This is a genomic window from Mycobacterium sp. IDUB_37 (genome assembly GCF_055419245.1).
On sequence record NZ_JBVAXG010000002.1, the window covers coordinates 743,959 to 763,066 of the forward strand.

Sequence of the window (19,108 nt, forward strand, 5' to 3'; positions counted from 1 at the left end):
CCGGGCTTGCGATCGCCACGGGGGTCGATGGTGGCGACCCGCTGCGCCCGGGCACAGCCCGGGCTTGCGATCGCCACGGGGGTCGATGGTGGCGACCCGCTGCGCCCGGGCACAGCCCGGGCTTGCGATCGCCACGGCGGCTACGTTGGACTGTGCGGGATGGGAGATGGCGAACAGGAGTCGAGTTGTCTGGACCACGCTGGATCGACGTGAAGAGCGCCAATGGCGATCTGAAAGCCCTGACCTGGGGACCCGACAAGGGCCCGATGGCCTTGTGCCTGCACGGCTTTCCCGACACCGCTTACGGATGGCGCAAGATCGCCCCGTTGTTGGCCGAGGCCGGTTGGCGTGTGGTCGCGCCGTTCATGCGCGGGTATGCGCCGTCGTCTATTCCGGTGGACGGCAGCTACCACATCGGTGCATTGATGGATGACGCCTTGCGGGTGCGAGAGGCCGCGGGCGGCTCCGAGGCCGACGTGGTGATCGGCCACGACTGGGGTGCGATGGCCGCGACCGGCCTCGCCGCGATGCCTGAAAGTTCGTTCACCAAGGCCGTGATCATGTCGGTGCCGGTCTCCGCGGCATTTCGTCCGTTCGGCGGTGTGCCCAACAAGCTGCGGTTGATCCGGCAGTTACCTGGTCAGCTGGTCCGCAGTTGGTACATGAGCTATTTCCAATTGCCCGCGCTGCCGGAACGTTCGTCATCCTGGGTGGTGCCGCTTCTGTGGCGACGATGGTCACCGGGCTATCACGCCGACGAGGATCTGCGTCACGTCGACGCCGCGATCGGCACCCCGGAAAGCTGGCACGCGGCGCTGGGGCCCTACCGCGCCGTGCTGCGCAACACCCGGCCTCCGGCGCAATACGCGGAACTCGACCGGTACTGGTTGCAGGTTCCGCACCTGCCGAGTCAGTACCTACATGGCCGCCAAGATGGTTGCATGACAGCGGCTTTCGCGCACTGGGTGGAACAAGTCTTACCCGCCGGCAGCGAGGTGTCCCTCGTTTCGAATGCCGGTCACTTCCTGCAACTCGAGCAGCCCGACGCGGTCGCCGACCTGGTCCTGAACTTCATCGGTACGCCGGGCTGAGGTGGCGGCCGGCCATCGGATGGCGGCCGTCGACGCGCAGTTCTATTGGATGTCGGCCAAGATCCCCAGCGATGAGTTTTTGCTTTATGCGTTCGACGGAGAACCTGCGGATCTCGAGCGTGCGATGGATCAGATTCGACGGCGTGCCCGCGCTTCGGTGGAACTGGGCCTGGTTGTCGAGGACGGCAGCCCGCTGACGTATCCACGCTGGCTGCGGGTGCCGGTCGAACCCGAGCGGGTGGTCCGGCGCGAACTGGACGACAACGGGTGGTCGGATTGTCTGAACGCCGTCGTCGCGCTGGCCAGTCACCAGCTCGACATTCGCCGGAAGCCATGGCAATTACACGTTTTCACGCCCGTTCAGGGCGTACCGGGGGTCAGCGGCCCGGGTACCGTCGCGGTACTGCAGATCGCGCATGCGTTCGCCGACGGTGTCCGCGGCGCGGCGATCGCCGGGTGGCTGTTCGGTCGGCAATCGCCGGTACCGACGGCGCGGGCGCGGGCGGGATTGCTGCCGTGGCGGGGTGTGGCCGCGGCACGCGCCCACCGCAGCTTCGTCCGCGATACCAAAGCCGGACTGCTGGCGCCGGGATTGGGCACGCGGCCGCTGTTGGCAACCAACGCCCGGCCCGAAGGCACCCGGATGATCCGCACGCTGGTGCGCAAGCGCGAACAGTTGCCTGGTCCCACGGTCACCATTGGGGTACTGGCCGCAGTCGCGGCTGCCCTGTCGCATCTGCTTGGCGCGCATGCCGATTCGCTGGGTGCGGAGGTTCCCATGGCCAAACCCGGTGAACCGCTTGGCTACAACCATTTCGGGAACGTTGTAGTCGGCCTGTACCCGGCCCTAGGGCACGATGAGCGCATGCAACGGATCGCCACCGACCTGGCCAATGGTCGGCGCCGTTTTCAGCATCCTGCCACCCGAGCATCCGATCGGGCCTTCGCCGCGGTGCCCGCTGCGCTATTACATTTGGGGATAAATCAATTCGATCCCACTATGCGGCCCGACCAGGTGTCTGGCAACACCGTGGTGTCCAGTGTTCACCGCGGTCCCGCCGACCTGAGTTTCGGGGGTGCCCCGGTGGTGCTTACTTCGGGCTACCCGGCACTGTCGCCGCTGATGGGGTTGACGCACGGCGTACACGGCATCGGCGACACCATTGCGATCAGCGTGAACGCGGCGGAGTCGGCCGTAGCTGACGTTGACGCATACCTCGGCCTGCTCGATGCGGTGTTGTAAGCCCCGGTTAAAACTATTGTGCGTCACCGGATCTGGCGGCCTCTTCGCGAGTCAGCCCGACAGCCAGGATTAGTTCCTCATGTAGCTCGAACCACACGGTGTGGTAAGAGTCGATGAGCGGCCTTGTCAGCCAGGCGATCTCACCGGCCTGGACTTTTTCCAGTGCCGCAGTCAATTTCGTCGGATACCCGGCGAGCCTGGGTAGCTGCGTGGTAACCGCCGCGACGAGCGGCAGGACTTGCCGGTGGACGGCGTCGAGTCGGGCCAGCACGACCGAGTCGTACTCGCTGTCTTCGTGGTTATTGGGTTGGCCGTCCTTGAGTTGCCAGTCGGTCACCAACGCCTTGAAATCGATGTTCACTGAACGGAACTCGTCATAGGCCTTGGCGAGGGTGGCTGAGTCAGCGCCCTTCCGTTCCGTTGCCAGCAACTCGGCGAGACGGGCGCGACCATCGGGGCTGATGCGTATGGTGGGGCCCTCGATCACCAAGTTGTTTGCCGCGAGTTGACCGATCGTTTCGGAGACCTCTGCGATGTCGACGGCCAAGGTCTTGGCCAGGTCAGCGGTGCTGATCCGGCCCTTCAGCCGGATCGCCTGCAGGACAGCCAATTCGGTCATGGGTTCGCCTTGAGTCGGATCGCGTTCAGCATGGTGATCAGGGGTGTCGCGGACAGGACGTCTGTTGTTCCCGACGCCATCGCGGCACGCACCGCCGAGTCGGCATTGTCGTCCAGTCGGGGGTAGTCACCGCTGGTGTGCGCGCGCAACGGGCTGACCTGCAGCGCCATCTCAGTCATCTCCCGCAGTTCGGGTGTGCCGTCCTCCGACCACGCGGTCAGCGCGAGAATCCCTTGGCGCACTTCCCCTTCGTAGCCGTCGACGGTGATCTGCTTGCCGGCCAGCGACGCCGCGACCCCAAGTCCGCAGCCCACCACCGCGACCCGGCCCAGTTCACGGCTGACCACCGCCGCATGGCTTGCCGCCCCGCCGACCTCGGTGACGATGCCTTGTGCGGCCAGCATGCCCGACACGTCTTCGGGCCTGGTGTGATCGCGCACCAAAATGACCGGCTCACCCCGGTCGGCGGCGTCCAGTGCCTCATCGACGTCGGTATACGCGGTTCCCGTCACCACCCCCGGGCAGGCGGGCAGCCCCTTGGCCAAAAGCGGCGCGGCGAAACGTGTTTCCGGTTGAAGGGATGGCTGCAGCACCGCTTCGACGTCCGCGGGCGTCACGCGGCGCAGGGTCTCGGCGTCATCGATGAGTCCCTCGCGGTGCAGTTGCAGCGCCAGTCGCACCGCGGCCTGCGCCGACCGTTCGGCGCCCCGCGTTTGCAGCAACCACAATCTGCCGTCTTCGACGGTGAATTCGATCTCCTGGACCTCGGAATTGAGCCGCTCGAGGCTGCGCGCAGCCAGCATCAGCTCGTCGTAGACGGTCGGTAGTTCGTCACGTAGAGCGGTGATCGGTTGCACGTCAACAAGTCCGGACACGACATCGTCGCCCTGGCCGCCGGGCAGCCATTCGCCGAACGGCTCGTTGGCCCCGGTGATCGGATTGCGCGACGACAACACACCGGCCCCGGAATTCGCCGCCTGGTTGCCGAACACCATCGCCTGCACCACCACGGCGGTACCGGGATGGCCGTCCAGGCCGTAATGGTCGCGATAGGCGATCGCGCGGGGCGAGTTCCACGAGCCGAACACCGCTTCGATACCCGCGCGCAACTGCGCATAGGGATCCGCGGGAGGGTCGTCGGGGTTGGCTTCGCCGCCGGCCACGATGCGGTGGTACATCGCGTTGAACCGGCGACGGGTGTCGCGGGCGAACTCGGCGTCGTGGGCGGCCAGGGCCTCCTCGACGGCGTCGTTCATGCCGAGGTCGAGGATCGTGTCCATCATGCCGGGCATTGACTGAGTGGCGCCGGAACGCACGCTGACCAGCAACGGCCGCGGGCCCCGCCCGAAGGTGCGCGAGGTTTGTTGCTCGAGCCAGCCCATCCGGTCAACGACGTCGTCCCAGATCGCGTCGATGGTCGGCCCGGGTTCGGCGAGATAGCGCAGGCCCGCATCGGTGGTGATGCAGAACGCCGGCGGTACCGGCAAATTGTGGCGGCGCATGGTGTCGATGCCATGACCCTTGTTGCCGAGGATTTCTCGTGGGTGAGTCGCTCGGCCGTCCAGCAGCACGGTGGCACTTTTCAGTGGGCTTTGTAGGTCGCCGTCGGGGACGTCATGGCCGGACGCGGCGCGACCCATGATGCACCCCCTCGCCGTCGAGCAAACTAATGCGGTTTGCGGGCTAATCGCCCGAACGCCCGCAATGGTCCCACACGCATCAGGTGCCTCGACTGGTTGCCGCTCCTGTTGTTAGCAGTACTTGATGATCTAGTTTTGACCGTATGACTCCCTACGATGTCGGGTTACTGATACTGCGGTTGGCGTTGGGTCTGACCTTGGCCGCGCATGGCTTGAACAAGTTTTTCGGCGGCGGCCGCATACCGGGCACCGCGCGCTGGTTCGAAAACATCGGGATGAAGCCCGGGAAGTTCCACGCCACGGTCGCCGCGACCACCGAGACGGCGGCAGGCCTGGGCCTGGCGGCCGGGCTGCTCACGCCGATTCCTGCGGCGGGCTTCGTATCGCTGATGATCGTCGCGGCGTGGACGGTGCACCGTCACAACGGTTTCTTCATCGTCAAGGAAGGCTGGGAGTACAACCTGGTGTTGGCGCTCAGCGCGGTCGCGGTGGCCACCGTGGGTGCGGGACGGCTCAGCCTGGATTGGGTGATCTTCGGCAAGAACTTGTTCGACGGCTGGCAAGGCTTGGCAATCTCGCTGGGCCTCGGCCTTGCCGGGGCCATCGGCCAGCTGTTGATCTTCTACCGGCCGCCGGTCAAAGAAGCGGGCTAGAAGGAGTGCAGCAGGTCGGCCAGGGTAGGAACGCCCTGCAGCGAGCCTTCTAAGAAGTACGGCCCGGCGTTAGGCGTCAGCGACGAATAGCCGGCGTCGACAATCGGTTTCAGGAGCGAGTTCAGCCCGCCGATGATCGGCTGTGGGACGCCGATCTGCTGTAGCGGCAGCAGCATCGGCAGTGTCGGTGAGGGGATCATGTACGTCGTGATCGTGCCGCCGAGTGGCGCGGTCACACTCGAGATCTCCACCGCATCCGACATCGAGACCAGTGACGCCGTGTTGTGTTCGTAGACGGTGCCGAACAGCGAGTTCACCCACGCCGGGATGTTCCAGGGCCGGTCGGGCGCATGGCCGAAGAAGTCGTACTGGCCGTACACCACGTCGACGTTGTACTGCGTGTTCGATAGGGCCTGCACGGTGTAGTTGATCAACGGAATCGTCGTGCCGGCCGGCAGGTAAGTGTGCGCCAAGCCGAGTTCGGGACTGGAGAAAAGGGCGAACTGCAGGGCGTTGGGCGGTGGCGCTGCTGGGTTGTTGGCGAGGAAGGCCAACTCGCGATTGGCGACGATGGTTCCCAAGGACAGGCCGGCAACGTGCACCGGCGTTCCGGTGGCGACCGCGTCCATGATCTGGCCGTTGAGTAGCTGCTGACCGATGGCGACGCCCTCGTTGACGGTGGGGGCGAAGAGGCTGCCGCTGAAAATGCCGGCACTGGCCGGGTAGTTGACCACCTGAGCGACGGTGCCGGGGAACCAGTTCTGTCCTTCGGCAAGATTCAGCAGGTCATACCCCTGCAGGATGGACACCGAACTCGGTGCGCCAGGTATTCCCGAAGTCAGCACCTGACCGAGATAGGGCAGGTCAGTGAAGAACTTCGGGAAGTAGAGCGGCCCGGCCCCGGGAATGGTGATCCTGGTGTCCGCCGCGGCCGGCAGGGCCGAAGCGCTGACGACATCGGTGCTGAGGTAGCTGTTCACGGTCGCCGACAGGTTGCGTACAAACCGCTCGTTGAATTGCGCCGCCTGCGCCGCAGCCGCCTGGAATTCGCGGCCGTGCGCGCCGAACAGCGCCGCTACGGCGGTCGATACCTCGTCGGCGGCCGCGGCCAGCACCGACGTGGTGGAGTTGGCGGCCGCCGTACTCGCCCCGGTCACTGCCGATCCCGTCGCGGCGAGATCCCCGACGGCAGCCGTCAACAAATCCGGCACCGCAACGACATACGACACAGTTCGCCCCCGACGCAATCAGTGGTTGAGAGATTACCCGCTGCCACTGACCGGCGCGTCAATTACGGCAATCGCGCAGTCACGGGAGCCCGTTGAGGCCGCCCGCGCCAAGCAGTGTCCCGCCGGTGCCGCCGGTGCCGGCCTTGCCTGTCGCCGCGCCTATCCCACCGTTTCCGCCGTTGCCGCCATCGCCGGTCACGACGGCGTTGCCCCCGCTGCCGCCGGCACCTCCGGTGGTGATGCCGCTGCCACCGGCGCCGCCGTCACCGCCGTTGCCGTTCAACCCGGCTTTGCCGCCGGCCCCACCGGCCCCGCCGGTGGTTCCGCTGGCGCCGCCGATGCCACCGTCGCCGCCGAATCCGTAGAGCAATCCTGCGTCGCCGCCGGCGCCGCCAACACCGCCGGCGGCGAGGCCGAATCCGCCGCTGCCGCCGGCGCCGCCGAAGCCGAAGAGCATGCTGCCGTGTCCGCCCGACCCGCCGGCCCCGCCGGTGGTGCCACTGCTGCCACCCGTTCCGCCGGTTCCGCCGGAGCCCATGAGCAAGCCGCCGTTGCCGCCGGTCCCGCCGTCCCCGCCCGGCGCTGCGTTGAGGCCTGCGCCACCGGCCCCAGCGGTGCCGCCATCGCCGAACAGCCCGCCGGACCCGCCCGCCCCGCCGGTTCCGCCGGCGGTGACGCCGGCGCCGGCGTATCCGCCGGTGCCGCCGGTGCCGAACACTCCGCCCGCGCCGCCGGCCCCGCCGGTGCCGCCGGTGGGACCGAACCCGCCATATCCGCCGGTGCCGCCATCGGCGAAGAGTCCGCCTGCGCCGCCGGCTCCGCCGGTTCCGCCGGTGTGTCCGAGGCCCTTCCCCGCGCCTCCGGCGCCGCCGAGGCCTGCGGCGCCGAGCAGGGTGCCCGCCTTGCCGCCGACACCGCCGGCCCCGCCGTCGCCGGTCGCGATGGCGCCTCCGCCGGTCCCGCCTGCGCCACCGGATCCGAACAAGAAGGCGGCCCCACCGGCTCCGCCCGCTCCGCCGTTGCCCGTCGCCGCGCCCAGGCCGCCGGCCCCGCCCGCTCCGCCGCTGCCGAACAGGATTCCGCCAGACCCGCCGTTCCCGCCTGCCGCAGCGGTACCTCCCGAACCGCCGGTGCCGCCGTTGCCGAACAGCCAGCCACCGTCCCCGCCGGCGGCGCCGGTGCCCGGAGTTCCATTGGCGCCGTTGCCGATCAGCGGACGCCCGGTCACCGCTTCGACGGGCGTGTTGATTGCGTTCAGCGCCTGTTGCTGCAGTGCGTGCAGCGGTGACGTGCTCGCCGGCGCGTTGAAACCGTCTGCGCCCAGCAGCATGCCGCTGATTCCGCCGGCGCCGGCCTTGCCCGGCGTTGCGCCAGTCCCGCCGCTACCACCGTTTCCGCCGTCGCCGATCAGCATGCCGTTGCCGCCGGTCCCGCCGGCGCCGCCGGCCTTGGTGCTGAAGCCGCCCGTGCCGCCGTTTCCGCCATCGCCGATGAGCCCGGAAGCCCCGCCGGCGCCACCGGCACCCCCGGTGGCCAAGCTGCCCACGCCGCCCGCGCCGCCCGCGCCACCGGATCCGACGAGCAGACCGGCGTTGCCGCCCGCGCCGCCGCGTCCGCCGGTAGAGCCGCCGAACCCGCCGGTACCGCCGGCGCCGCCGTCACCGAAAAGCATGCCGCCATTGCCGCCTGCGCCACCGGCGCCACCGGTCTCGCCGTTGCCAGGGCCCTCTCCGCCGGTGCCGCCCGCGCCGCCGGCGCCACCGAGTGAAAGCATGCCGGCATTGCCGCCGGCACCCCCGGCGCCACCGGTGACGAGACTTCCTCCACCGGCCCCGCCAGTGCCACCACCGCCGAACATCCCACCAGCTCCACCGGCGCCGCCAGCCCCGCCGAAGTGGCCGTCGATTGCGCTGTTGCCGAACGCGCCTGCACCGCCGGTGCCGCCGCTGCCGAAGATCCCGCCCGATCCACCGGCTCCACCGAGTCCACCCGTGGCGCCGGTCCCACCGTTTCCGCCCGTGCCGCCGTTGGTGAACACGCCGCCGGCGCCGCCCGCCCCGCCCGCCCCGCCGTTGGCGTTCTGACCGGCGCTGAAGCCGCCGGCGCCGCCGGTTCCTGCCTGGCCCAGCAGCATCCCGGCGTTACCGCCGGCTCCGCCTGCTCCGCCCGCCCCACCGGTGATGCTCGTTGACGCCCCACCGACCCCTCCGGTGCCGCCCGCGCCGAACATCCCGGCGGCTCCGCCATGCCCGCCGGCGCCACCGACCCCGGCGACCGCGGTCGCGGTCCCGCCGGAACCCCCGGCGCCACCGTTGCCGAAGAACCCACCGGCTCCGCCGGCCCCACCGGTTCCGCCGTTGGCGCCGGTCGCGCCCGATCCGCCGGCGCCGCCGTTGCCGATCAGCCATCCGCCCGCGGTGCCGTTCTGGCCGGTACCGGCGGCACCGTTGGTCCCGTTGCCGATCAGTGCGCGCCCCGTCTGCGCCAGGAACGGCGCATTGACCGCGTCGAGGAGGCTTTGCAGAGGGGAGACGTTGGCCGCCTCGGCGCTGGCATACATCGCGCCGCCGGCGCGCATGGTCTGCATGAACTGCTCATGGAACGCCGCAGCCTGCGCGCTGATCGTCTGATAGGTCTGTCCGTGCCCGGAGAACAGCGACGCCACGGCCGCGGACACCTCGTCCGCGCCGGCCGCAAGGATATCGACAGTGCGTGCTGCTGCGACGGCGTTGGCTTCGCTCAAGGCCGAGCCGATGCTTCCCACATCTGACACTGCTGCGGCCAGCATTTCGGGGGCTACCAATAGATACGACATCGTCGTCCTCCCAGTCGTTTTCGACATCTCGGTTGGAACAAAGATGCGGTCAGTCGGGAAGAAGAACGTCAGTCAGTAGTCGTAGATACCGGCCCGGAGGGGTCGTATATTTGCTGGTCAGCGGTGTTGTGCGGGTGCCCGGTGTGCGGCTGGACGCACACTCGGCCTCGAGCCGGCACGGTCAGCCGCGCGCGGCGCCTTCGTGGGCCAGTTGAACGCGTGAGTTCATGCCGAGTTTCGCGTAGACGTGGGTGAGGTGCGTCTGTACGGTTCGCCGGGAGACGAACAGCCGCGAGGCGATCTGGGGGTTGGCCAGCCCGTCAGCGACGAGCCGCACCACGTCGCGCTCGGTGGGAGTCAGTGCTGCCCAACCGCTGGCGGGACGTTTACGTTCGCCGCGACCACGCCGCACGTAAGCGATCGCCGCGTCGAGCGACAGGCTGTCGCCTTCCGCCCATGCTTTATCAAAAGTGTTGTTATCCAGAGCATCTCGCACTTTGGATACCGTTTGGTCCCACTCCGTGTCGTAGATTTTGAACCGCACGACGCCCATCTGCCGTCGGTGGGCTGCGGCCGCGCCGAAGAGTCGAGCGGCGTCGCGGTGACTGAGAAATTCTGCGGCCAGTCGGCCGAGGCATTCGAGGATATCTGGAACCATCAAGTGCGCCTGGTGTTCTGAAGCACAGACCAAGGCGCGATGCGCATCATGCTCCGCGTGCTCGAATTCGCCTCTGGCGATGGCGATGCGGGCACGCGTGGTCAGTGCACGGGCCAGCCGCCAACCCGCCGACAGTGCGACCTCCTGATCGGCCCAGCTTGCTGCTGCAACGAGATCGCCTTGCGAATAGGCGATTTCGGACATTGGATTGAAGTTGGCGGCGGCAAGTCCGCCCTGCTCACCCAGCCGCTGTTGGGCGGCCTCGCCGGCGCGGGCCGCCGCTGCGACATCGCCGGCGGCCACTGCCGCGGTGGCCAGCACTGCGTAGCTGAATCCCTCGTTGTATGGCCACAAATCAGAAGCGGCCACCAGGGATGCGTTGGCAGCGGCGATCGATGCGCCGGTATGACCTCGGAAGGTCAGCGCATGGGCGAGGGCGAGTCCACTGCCCCATTCGAACAGCACATCGTGGGCCGCACTGGCGTCGTCGTTGACCAAGCGGAACTGTGAGATTGCCTCGGCTACCTCACCTTTCATCATCTGTGATAATCCGAGTGTCCACCGGCAGGAGCGTGAGTGAAACTGGTCGCCGATCGCCTCGGCGAGTTCGAGACCCTCCTGCGCGGCGGCGTGCGCGGCGATGGGATCGCCGGCGTAGAACGCGCCGTACGCCTGCCACGTCAAGATTTGGGTGAGCCGCCAGCGGTCGTCGAGGCCGCGGGCAATACCGATGGCCTCGGAAAGGTACGGGCTCGCTGCGTCGACGCTGTACGCGCTGATCGCACCGCACGCCGTGAGCGCACGCGCCAGTAGCGCCGGATCGTCGATCTGTCGCGCGATCTCCAGCGCGCGCTGTGCCTGCTCGAGGTTGTCGCCGCTGTTGCGCGATGCGTCAAGTACGGCCCTGTCGGCCAATGCCCGCCCGCGTACCACCGCGGAGATCTGCCCGGCTTGATCAGCGATGACTGCGTCGAACCAGGCCAGCCCTTCCTGAATGCGACCTCTGGTGAGCCAGAGCGGCTGTAGCGACGACGTGAGCTCCAGCGCCGCCGCGATCTGACCCTGCTCCTGGCACCACGCGAACGCCGCACGCAGGTTGTCGATCTCCGATTCCACCTGTTCAATGCAGCAGTCGTGGCAGGTGTCGGCGGGCATGTCGAGCAGTGCGGCCATTCGCGCGTAGTGGTCATGGTGGCGGGCACGGACCGCATTGGCTTCCTGCGACTCGTCTAGCTTCTGCAACGCATAATGGCGCACCGTCTGCAGCATCCGGAAGCGGCTGTGTTCGGTGGAAATATCTGCCACTACAAGGGATTTGTCCACCAGGACGGCGAGTTGGTCGATGACGTCGTGTGAAGGCTGGTCGCTGTCGCCGCCCACGACTTGCGCGGCCTCGAGGTCGAAGCTGCCGCGAAACACCGCGAGCCTGCGGAACAGGACACGCTCAGGCTCGTCCAGCATGGTGTGGGACCAGTCGATCGACGAACCCAGGGTGCGCCCGCGCTCGGCCGGCGCAACGCTGGTGACTAGACGGAAACGGTGACGGAGTCCGTCGAGGATTTCGGTCAGTGACATCACTCGAACGGATGCTGCCGCGAGCTCTATGCCCAGCGGTAGGCCGTCGAGGTGGCCGCAGATGTCGACCACGATGGCCGCGTCGGCGGCGGTGATGGTGAAGTCCGGCCGCGCCAGCCGGGCACGGTCGACGAAGAGCTCGAGCGCTTCGTCCGCCGGCGACAGCGGCGGCACCCGCCAGGTGAGCTCGCCCGGCAGGCCGAGCGGCGCGCGGCTGGTGGCCAGGACAGACAGCCGTGGGCAGGTGCTCAGCAACTTGCCGGTCAGCGCGGCGCATGCGTCGATCAGGTGCTCGCAGTTGTCCAAGACCAGCAGTGCGTTCCGATCCGCGATGAATCGCAGCAGCGAGTCCACCGCGGTGCAGCCAGGTTGGTCCGGCAGATCCAGCGCGCGGAGCACCGTCAGCGGAAGCATCGTGGGATCGCTGACCGGTGCGAGATCGATGAACCACGCTCCATAACCGAAGGCGGCCGCCGCTTCGGTGCCGACTCTTGCCGCCAACCGCGTCTTACCGACACCGCCGACGCCGGCCAGGGTTACCAGCCGATTGTCGGTGAGCAGTTCATGCACTTCGCGAATCTGCGCGTCGCGTCCGACAAAACGGGTCAGGTGCTGCGGAAGACCCAGGAGTGCAGCATCTTTCGGGCCGTAGAGGGGCGGGAACTCGACACGGAGATCGGGATGGCACAACTGCACGACGCGTTCGGGGCGCGGCAGGTCGGCAAGCTGATGGGTGCCGAGGTCGGTCAGCCAGATGTCAGCCGGTAGTTGGTCGATGACCAGATCGTGCGTGGTGCCAGACAGCACCACCTGACCGCCGTGCGCCAGATGGCACAGTCGTGCGGCGCGGCTGAGGGCCGGGCCGGTGTCATTGTCGAGGTCGTCGAACTGCACGTCTCCCGTATGCAGCGCGACACGCAACTGGATCGGAGCCAGTGGTGCCTGTTGCAAATCGACAGCGCATGCCAACGCATCGCTGGCGCACGGGAAGATCGCCATGAAGCCGTCGGCGACGTCGTGCCCGTCATGTTCGATCGGCCCGACACCCTCGTGGGCGGCGACAATCCGGGACACCGTGTCGTCGAGGCGCGCGAGAGCGGCCGCCAGGGTCGCAGGCGCGCTCTCCCACAACTGCGTCGATCGCTCGACATCGGCGAGCAACAGGGTCGCTGTCATCGTTGGCAGAGACTCGTTCAGGTGCATGCCACCCCCGCCTTCATGGCGATGTTTTCGTATCCGTGACTTAACTCAGAGATACGGGCGGGGGTTACAAACAGTTCAGCCGGAACTCAGAAAAGCCCGGTAGGCAAGCCGACCAGTGACCCTTGCTGGAAGTAGGGACCGGCGCCCGGGTCGAGAGATGAGTAGCCGGCGTCGACGATCGGCTTCAGGAATGAGTTGAGGCCGTTGACAATTGGTTGCGGGACACCAATCTGCTGCAGCGGCAATAACATCGGCAGGGTCGGCGACGGGAACATATATGTGTCGACCGTGCCGCCCAGGGATGTGGTCACGCTGGACAACTGCACCGCGTCCGACAACGGAAGCAGCGCCGGCGTGTTGTGCATGTAGACGGTGCCGAACAGGGAATTCACCACAGAGAGCAGATTCCAGGGCCGGTCGGGCGGATTGCCCCAGCCGTCGTACTGACCGAATGCGACGTCGACGTGGTACTGGGTGTTGGACAGGCCATGCGCCGTGTAGTCCATGATCGGCACGGTGAATCCGTTGGGCAGGTAGATGTTCGCCAAGCCGAGTTCTGGGCTGGAGAACATGGCGAAGTTCAGTGCGTTGGGCGGCGGTGCGGTCGGACTTGTTGCCAGGAAGGCCAATTCACGGTTGACCACGAGGGTGCCCATCGACAGCCCGGCGATCTGAACCGGAGTGCCGCCGGTCACTGCGGTCATGATCTGGTCGTTGAGCATCTGCTGCCCGATAGCGACGGCCTGGTTGGCGGTGGGAGCGAAGAGGCTGCCGCTGAAGATGCCGACACTGGCCGGGTAGTTGACCACCTGGGCGACGGTGTTGGGGAACCACTTCGCTCCGATCGCCACATTGAGCGCGTCGTAGGCCTGCAGGATCGAGGCGTTGGCGGGCTCGGCGAACCCCTGGCCGTAAACCAGTCCGAGGAACGGCAGGTTGGTGAGGAACGTCGGCATGTAGAGCGGGCCCGCGCCGGGCAGGGTGATCCTGGTGGTTGCTGCCGGCAGCGCAGTGGTCTGGGCGTTGGCGACGTCGGTGTTCAGATATGCACTCGCACTCGCCGCCAAGCCGCTCACGAAGCGTTCGCCAAACTGTGCTGCCTGGGCGCTGACCGCCTGGTATTCAAGACCATGCGACCCGAAGAACGCTGCTACGCGTGCCGATACCTCGTCGGCGCCCGCAGCGAGCAGCGACGTGGTCGAATTAGCTGCTGCCGTGTTCGCCGCGGTAACCGCCGACCCCATTGTGGCCAATTCGTTAGCAGCAGACGTCAACAAATCCGGCGTTGCTACAACGTACGACACAGCAGCCTCCTCGAGGATCGAACAAGTCGCGATCGCAAGCCGGGCGGAGCCGGGCGCAGCGGGTCGCGGCCATTGCACAGGGGACGCGATGCTGTGTTGGCACCCCCCGACGCAAACCAGTTAAAGGAAGATTAGTCGGCGGCCGGGGCTTAATACGCGGTTTTGGGCTCGGCCGGCGTCTCGCGCACGCTTGCGGCACGGCGCGATAGACCCTCTGATGTACACAAGCCGCGGCGTGTCACGCACCGACACGCGCGCTCGAGAAGCGCGACCGCGGGGGCAGCCGAAAGCATCAGTGCACCTACAACTTTGGTGCGGTCCGGGACTCGGTGCGCATCATTTGTCTCCGCCGCCCGTACGACCCCAGCGCCCTCCCTTCTACGACCCCCGCGAGCTGCGTATTTACGCGATGTGACTGACGTAAATCAATCGGCTGCCACGCATCCTTGGTGCTACGACGAATGCCGGGACCCGGGATGGCGCTGATCCGGCATGTCGGAGAGAAGGATGTAGATGAGCTTTCTGAGTCGGCAGGGCTCGGCGCAGCTCCCAGCGCGACCGGTCCCGGTGGGCATGCTGATGATGCCCATGCCGATGGACGGAGCGGGTGCCGGGGCCCCGGCGGGATGCTGGCACGCGGCGGGTCGCACGCGGGGCAGCAGCGGCCGAGCGTGATTCCACGGGCCGGGGTTGGGGGACCGGATGCACAAGGTGCCAGGCCAGGGACGTTTAGGACACTAAGCGAAGTGATTTACCCATTGGGCCGTCTTATGTGAATATGGTCTGAGGATCGCCTGCTTATTTCCTGAGTATTTCCTGAATCGTGCACCTGGCGACCCGTTTATTGACGAGAGTGTTCAAGCATTGCTCGTTCCGCTGCGGCGGCTGGCTGGTTGGGGTTGGTATGTTCCTGGATTTTTCGTGGTTGCCACCGGAGATCAACTCGGCACGGATTTTCGCCGGTGCCGGGTCGGGTCCCCTGCATATGGCAGCGACGGCCTGGGAAGGCCTGGCGTCGGACCTGGCGGCCTCTGCGTCGTCGTTTGACTCGGTGATCATCGGCCTGGCCAGCGGACCGTGGGCCGGTCCTGCCTCGGCTTCGATGGCGGCTGCGGCGACGCCGTACGTCGGCTGGCTCAGTGGAGCGGCAGCGCAGGCACAGATGGCGGCGGGGCAGGCCCGGGCGGCGGCGACGGCCTTTGAGACGGCGTTGACGGCGACGGTGCATCCGGCCGCGGTGACCTCGAACCGGGTGTCGTTGACGACGCTGGTCGCGACGAACTTCTTCGGCATCAACACGCCCGCGATCGCGGCGAACGAGTTCGACTACGTGGAGATGTGGGCGCAGGACGTCGCTGCGATGGTCGGTTACCACGGCGGGGCGACGGCGGTGGCCGAGTCCTTGACGCCGTTCAGTCTCCCGCCGGTCGACTTGACTGGGTTGACGTCGATCCTGGGCGGCGGTGTCACCGGTTTGGCGACCACTGCGTCAGGTGCGTTCAGTCCGGTGGCCGAACTGGTGGCGGGTGCTCCGGCCTTGCTGACGGGAGTGCAGTCCCTGGCAGCGGGGCTGCCGTTGCAACAGGTGATCTCAGTGGGGTCGCTGGCGGCTCAGCCGGCCAGCATGATGATCGGGCCACTGATGCAGGCGGCTCAAATGGGTGGCACGAGTAGCGCTGCGTTGGCCGGTGCAACAGAGGGCTTGGGCGCGGATGCGACCAAGTTCGTCGGAGATACCGCCCCCGCGATGAAGGGCCTCGGCGGCCTCGGTGGCGGAATGTCCGCGGATCTCGGCGGCCAAGCGCGCTTGGTTGGTGCGATGTCGGTGCCACCGACCTGGGAAGGCTCGACGCCCAAGGGAATGTCCAGTGCGGCCATGCGCGGCATGGCCGCTATGCCGACGCCAGAGATGCCGCAACCGGCGGCAGCGGGCGGCGGCATGCCGATGATGCCGATGCCTACCGGTATGGGCGCCGGGGGCGGCGGGATGCCCGGCGGCATGATGGGTCGCGGCGGGGCCAACCCGCACGTGACGCAGAATCGCCCCAGCGTGATCCCGCGCACCGGCATCGGATAACCGGTCAGATCACTGCGGCCGAGGTGTTTCGGCCGCAATCACCTCGGATGCGGCGCGCTCTCCGGAGCGGATTGCACCGTCGATCCAGCCGCACATGACGGCCGAGCTTTCGGTGCCCGCCCAGTGCACGCGTCCGCATGGCGTTCGCAGCGCGTGGCCGTATTGGGTCAGCACTCCGGTGGCGGTATGGCTGATCATGCCACCGCCGGAGTAGCGTTCCATGGTCCAGTTCTGCAGGTGGAATTCCGAAGGGTTACTTGCCTTTTGGCCGAACCGGTCGACCAGCTGGCCGACGATGATTTCCCGTTGGTCGGTTGCGCTGAGCTGGGTCAGCCGTCGCGCGGCGGGTCCCTCGGTGATGACGCACATGATCCCCGGATTTGCGGTGTCCGTGCAGGCGTCAATGGTCAGCGTGGCCGGGGTGTGGGGTGCGGCTGACTGGCCCGACAATCCTTGGGCTCGCCAGAACGGCTCGTCGTAGATGACCGAGGTCTTGACGACGGCGCCGCTGGGCATGCGCTGGTTGAGGAATGCGCGATCCACCGGCAGGTTCGGCTCGTAGACGATCGAGTCCGCGATCGCCATCGGTATCGCGACGACGGCCCGGTGTGCGCGTACCGATAGCCCGTCGGCGTTGACGGTCACCCCGTCGGCGTCCTGAGTGATCTGACGAACCTGCCGCGACAAGTGCAGATCGTCGCCCAACGCGGCGACCATCGGGCAATGGAGAGCGCCCATGCCGCCGACCGGGCGGGCATCCTGTGCGCCGCCCTTGCCGGAGATGACGAAGGTGGGGCCACCGCCCGAGCTCATCTGCAGCAGACACCACAGCAGGGACACCTCGCCGGCGGTCGAGGTGTAGGTGCCGCCCAGGGCCATGTCCAGCATGTCGCGGGCCGGCCTGGACGGCACGTTGCGTTCCAGCCAGTCGCCGACACTCATCCGGTCCCACTCGGCGGCATCCTTTGCCTCCCAAGGGGCTTCGCGCGGAATCGCCTTGCACATCTGCTCGACGGACATCAGACCGAGGCCGAGATTGGCCGTCGCCCAGGGGCTCATGGTCCACGGCAGCTTGCCGCCGTAGCGGTGCTTCTTGCCGCCGACGATCATCAAAGCGTCGCCGTCGTTGTGCTGCTTGTACTCCGGAACGCCGAATTCCTGCATCAGCGCATAGATGCGGTCCTGGCCCGGGCCGATCCAGGCGCCGCCCCGATCGATCCACGCCCCGTCGTCGCGAGTGACGGTGTATGTGCGGCCACCGACCCGGTCGCGGGCTTCCAGTAGGGCGACCGAGTGGCCAGCCTGTTTCAAGCGGAACGCTGCCGACAGGCCGGCGAAACCGGCTCCGACTACGCAGTAATCGACATCTGTCATGCCTGACTCCTCAGTGACCCCTGACGCCCCAGCAGCAAGCTACACCGATCGCGATACCGCCGAAACGGTTTGGAAAATTATGAATTGTCCAGCGCGTCAATCACTGTCGCGAGATCACCGGCGGGTAGGGCAAGTCCGTGCTGGCGTGCGGGTCCACGTGCACCGGGTGGCCGAGATACGGAAATGCCCTTTGCGGGCAGGCCGGTCGGTCGCAGATCTTGCAACCGGCGCCGATCGGCACCACGGCCTCGACGTCGGCCAGGTCGACACCGACGGAGTAGATGAGCTTCTCGGCGTGGGCCACATCGCAGCCAAGTCCGATGGCAAAGCTCTTGGCAGGACCGAGGTAGCGACTGGGTTCTGTCGTCGTCGTCCGCGCAATCCAGAAATACGTTCGCTCATCAGGCATCTGGGCCACCTGAGTCAAGAATTGACCCGGCCGGGAGAACGCATGGTGGACCACCCAGAGCGGGCAGTTTCCCCCCACCCGGGAGAAGTGAAATGCAGTGGCGGACTGTCGTTTAGAGATGTTTCCCGCGCTGTCGGTGCGGACGAAGATGAACGGGACGCCGCGGGCGTTGGGGCGTTGCAGGGTGGACAGCCGATGGCAGATGGTTTCGAAGCCGACCTCGAATCGTCTTGCCAACTGGTCGATGTCGTAGCGTGCGCCTTCCGCAGCATCGAGGAATCGTTGGTAGGGCAACAGCAGTGCGCCGGCGAAGTAGTTGGCCAGACCGATGCGGGCCACCCCGCGCGCGTCGTCGCTGAGTTGATCGTCGGCGGCGATGATTCCGGAGATCAGCCGGCCCTGCGTGAGCAGCGCAATCTGCGTCGCCAGCTGGAAGGCGCGTTGGCCCGTATGCAGCCAGCGCGCCACATACAGCGTCTTTGATTCGGGATGAAACAGCCTCTTGGAGTTGGGATTCAGCATTTCGGTGTCGAGTACCACCGACACACCGAGTTTCTCGTCGAGGAACTCCGCCAGCTGACCGTCGAGTCCACCGATCCGCAAGCGATTCTGGTTGAACAGATCCTCGGCCGCCACGTCCAGTTCGCCGATGTAGTTCTTGCGGTCGTAGAAGAAGTCGCGTACTTCTTCGAACGGCATCGGCTGCTGCGCGGTTGCAGACATCTCGATGTTCGCGCGACTGTGCAGGGCTTCCAGGTCGGCGGTGGTGTCGTACAGACGGCGGTGCAGGTTGACCAAGGTCTGGCCGACCGCCGGCATCCGGGCCACGAGTTCCTCGATCTGCGCCGCGGTCGCAGGCGCGTCGGCGAGCGCTTCCCCCAGGTCGGAGATCAACCTGGCATCGGAATCCGGCGCGAAGTATTGGGTCGGAAGATCGAACCGCTCGCTGAGGGTGAGCAGCACCGCAACGGTGATGGGTCGCTGGTCGTTCTCCAGCTGGTTGACGTAGCTGGTGGACAGGCCGAGGGAGCGCGCCAACGCGACCTGGGTTAGCCCGTGGTCTTCCCGTAGTCGCCGAAGCCGCGCACCGGCGAATGTTTTCGCCACCCGAGTCACGGTACGCCCGACCCCTTTCGCAAAGTTCGCAAAAATCCCTGGGATAAGGACACAAAATTACGCTTTTATAGGGCATTTACGCTACTTGCACGTCTGCGTACT

13 protein-coding genes are annotated in these 19,108 nt (G+C 66.9%); 5 read left to right on the plus strand and 8 right to left on the minus strand.

The window, feature by feature from the left end:
• The first annotated feature begins 185 nt into the window (after positions 1-185).
• Together ACZY1I_RS10135 and ACZY1I_RS10140 are read left to right on the plus strand one after the other, a co-directional pair.
• A complete protein-coding gene (locus tag ACZY1I_RS10135) occupies positions 186-1,091 on the plus strand; it encodes an alpha/beta fold hydrolase (RefSeq protein WP_463754203.1) in 906 nt (301 codons plus the stop codon).
• A 19-nt stretch (positions 1,092-1,110) separates the two neighbouring features.
• Positions 1,111-2,334, plus strand: coding sequence for a wax ester/triacylglycerol synthase domain-containing protein (locus ACZY1I_RS10140; protein ID WP_463754370.1), 1,224 nt, complete (start codon positions 1,111-1,113; stop codon positions 2,332-2,334).
• A 13-nt stretch (positions 2,335-2,347) separates the two neighbouring features.
• Here ACZY1I_RS10140 and ACZY1I_RS10145 read toward each other — a convergent pair whose 3' ends face one another.
• Both ACZY1I_RS10145 and ACZY1I_RS10150 read right to left on the minus strand, forming a co-directional pair.
• Positions 2,348-2,953 (minus strand): helix-turn-helix domain-containing protein, encoded by a 606-nt coding sequence (locus ACZY1I_RS10145; RefSeq protein WP_463754204.1) that lies wholly within the window; start codon positions 2,951-2,953, stop codon positions 2,348-2,350.
• Positions 2,950-4,593 (minus strand): pyruvate, phosphate dikinase, encoded by a 1,644-nt coding sequence (locus ACZY1I_RS10150; protein ID WP_463754205.1) that lies wholly within the window; start codon positions 4,591-4,593, stop codon positions 2,950-2,952. The genes ACZY1I_RS10145 and ACZY1I_RS10150 overlap by 4 nt, the downstream gene beginning before the upstream one ends.
• 143 nt (positions 4,594-4,736) lie before the next feature.
• Here ACZY1I_RS10150 and ACZY1I_RS10155 point away from each other — a divergent pair, with 143 nt between their 5' ends.
• Positions 4,737-5,246 (plus strand): DoxX family protein, encoded by a 510-nt coding sequence (locus ACZY1I_RS10155; RefSeq protein WP_463754206.1) that lies wholly within the window; start codon positions 4,737-4,739, stop codon positions 5,244-5,246.
• Here ACZY1I_RS10155 and ACZY1I_RS10160 read toward each other — a convergent pair.
• From ACZY1I_RS10160 to ACZY1I_RS10175, 4 genes are all read right to left on the minus strand, one after another.
• Entirely contained in the window at positions 5,243-6,475 is a 1,233-nt protein-coding gene (locus tag ACZY1I_RS10160; protein ID WP_463754207.1) for a PE-PPE domain-containing protein, read from the minus strand. The two genes, ACZY1I_RS10155 and ACZY1I_RS10160, sit on opposite strands and share 4 nt — an antisense overlap.
• Positions 6,476-6,554: 79 nt before the next feature.
• Positions 6,555-9,290: a PE family protein gene (locus tag ACZY1I_RS10165; RefSeq protein ID WP_463754208.1), complete on the minus strand. Its 2,736-nt coding sequence runs from the start codon at positions 9,288-9,290 to the stop codon at positions 6,555-6,557.
• 181 nt (positions 9,291-9,471) lie between these two features.
• Positions 9,472-12,720: a LuxR C-terminal-related transcriptional regulator gene (locus tag ACZY1I_RS10170; protein ID WP_463754371.1), complete on the minus strand. Its 3,249-nt coding sequence runs from the start codon at positions 12,718-12,720 to the stop codon at positions 9,472-9,474.
• Positions 12,721-12,812: 92 nt separating this feature from the next.
• Positions 12,813-14,030: a PE-PPE domain-containing protein gene (locus tag ACZY1I_RS10175; protein ID WP_463754210.1), complete on the minus strand. Its 1,218-nt coding sequence runs from the start codon at positions 14,028-14,030 to the stop codon at positions 12,813-12,815.
• A 513-nt stretch (positions 14,031-14,543) separates the two neighbouring features.
• Between ACZY1I_RS10175 and ACZY1I_RS10180 the strand changes: the two genes are divergently transcribed.
• Positions 14,544-14,705, plus strand: a complete 162-nt coding sequence (locus tag ACZY1I_RS10180; protein WP_463754211.1) for a hypothetical protein — start codon at positions 14,544-14,546, stop codon at positions 14,703-14,705.
• Positions 14,706-14,934: 229 nt separating this feature from the next.
• Positions 14,935-16,107 carry a PPE family protein gene (locus ACZY1I_RS10185; protein WP_463754212.1) on the plus strand — a complete coding sequence of 391 codons (1,173 nt, stop codon included), beginning with the start codon at positions 14,935-14,937 and terminating at the stop codon, positions 16,105-16,107.
• A 9-nt stretch (positions 16,108-16,116) separates the two neighbouring features.
• Here ACZY1I_RS10185 and ACZY1I_RS10190 read toward each other — a convergent pair whose 3' ends face one another.
• Together ACZY1I_RS10190 and ACZY1I_RS10195 are read right to left on the minus strand one after the other, a co-directional pair.
• A complete protein-coding gene (locus tag ACZY1I_RS10190; protein ID WP_463754213.1) occupies positions 16,117-17,481 on the minus strand; it encodes a flavin monoamine oxidase family protein in 1,365 nt (454 codons plus the stop codon).
• A gap of 100 nt (positions 17,482-17,581) precedes the next feature.
• Positions 17,582-19,006 (minus strand): short-chain fatty acyl-CoA regulator family protein, encoded by a 1,425-nt coding sequence (locus ACZY1I_RS10195; protein WP_463754214.1) that lies wholly within the window; start codon positions 19,004-19,006, stop codon positions 17,582-17,584.
• Positions 19,007-19,108 lie beyond the last annotated feature (102 nt).

What these genes read in the sequence shown, in the direction of transcription:
- ACZY1I_RS10140 (WP_463754370.1), top strand. Translation starts at nt 1,111, where the DNA reads ATGGCGGCCGTCGACGCGCAGTTCTATTGGATGTCGGCCAAGATCCCC.
- ACZY1I_RS10145 (WP_463754204.1), bottom strand. Translation starts at nt 2,953, where the DNA reads ATGACCGAATTGGCTGTCCTGCAGGCGATCCGGCTGAAGGGCCGGATC.
- ACZY1I_RS10150 (WP_463754205.1), bottom strand. Translation starts at nt 4,593, where the DNA reads ATGGGTCGCGCCGCGTCCGGCCATGACGTCCCCGACGGCGACCTACAA.
- ACZY1I_RS10155 (WP_463754206.1), top strand. Translation starts at nt 4,737, where the DNA reads ATGACTCCCTACGATGTCGGGTTACTGATACTGCGGTTGGCGTTGGGT.
- ACZY1I_RS10165 (WP_463754208.1), bottom strand. Translation starts at nt 9,290, where the DNA reads ATGTCGTATCTATTGGTAGCCCCCGAAATGCTGGCCGCAGCAGTGTCA.
- ACZY1I_RS10180 (WP_463754211.1), top strand. Translation starts at nt 14,544, where the DNA reads ATGAGCTTTCTGAGTCGGCAGGGCTCGGCGCAGCTCCCAGCGCGACCG.
- ACZY1I_RS10185 (WP_463754212.1), top strand. Translation starts at nt 14,935, where the DNA reads ATGTTCCTGGATTTTTCGTGGTTGCCACCGGAGATCAACTCGGCACGG.
- ACZY1I_RS10190 (WP_463754213.1), bottom strand. Translation starts at nt 17,481, where the DNA reads ATGACAGATGTCGATTACTGCGTAGTCGGAGCCGGTTTCGCCGGCCTG.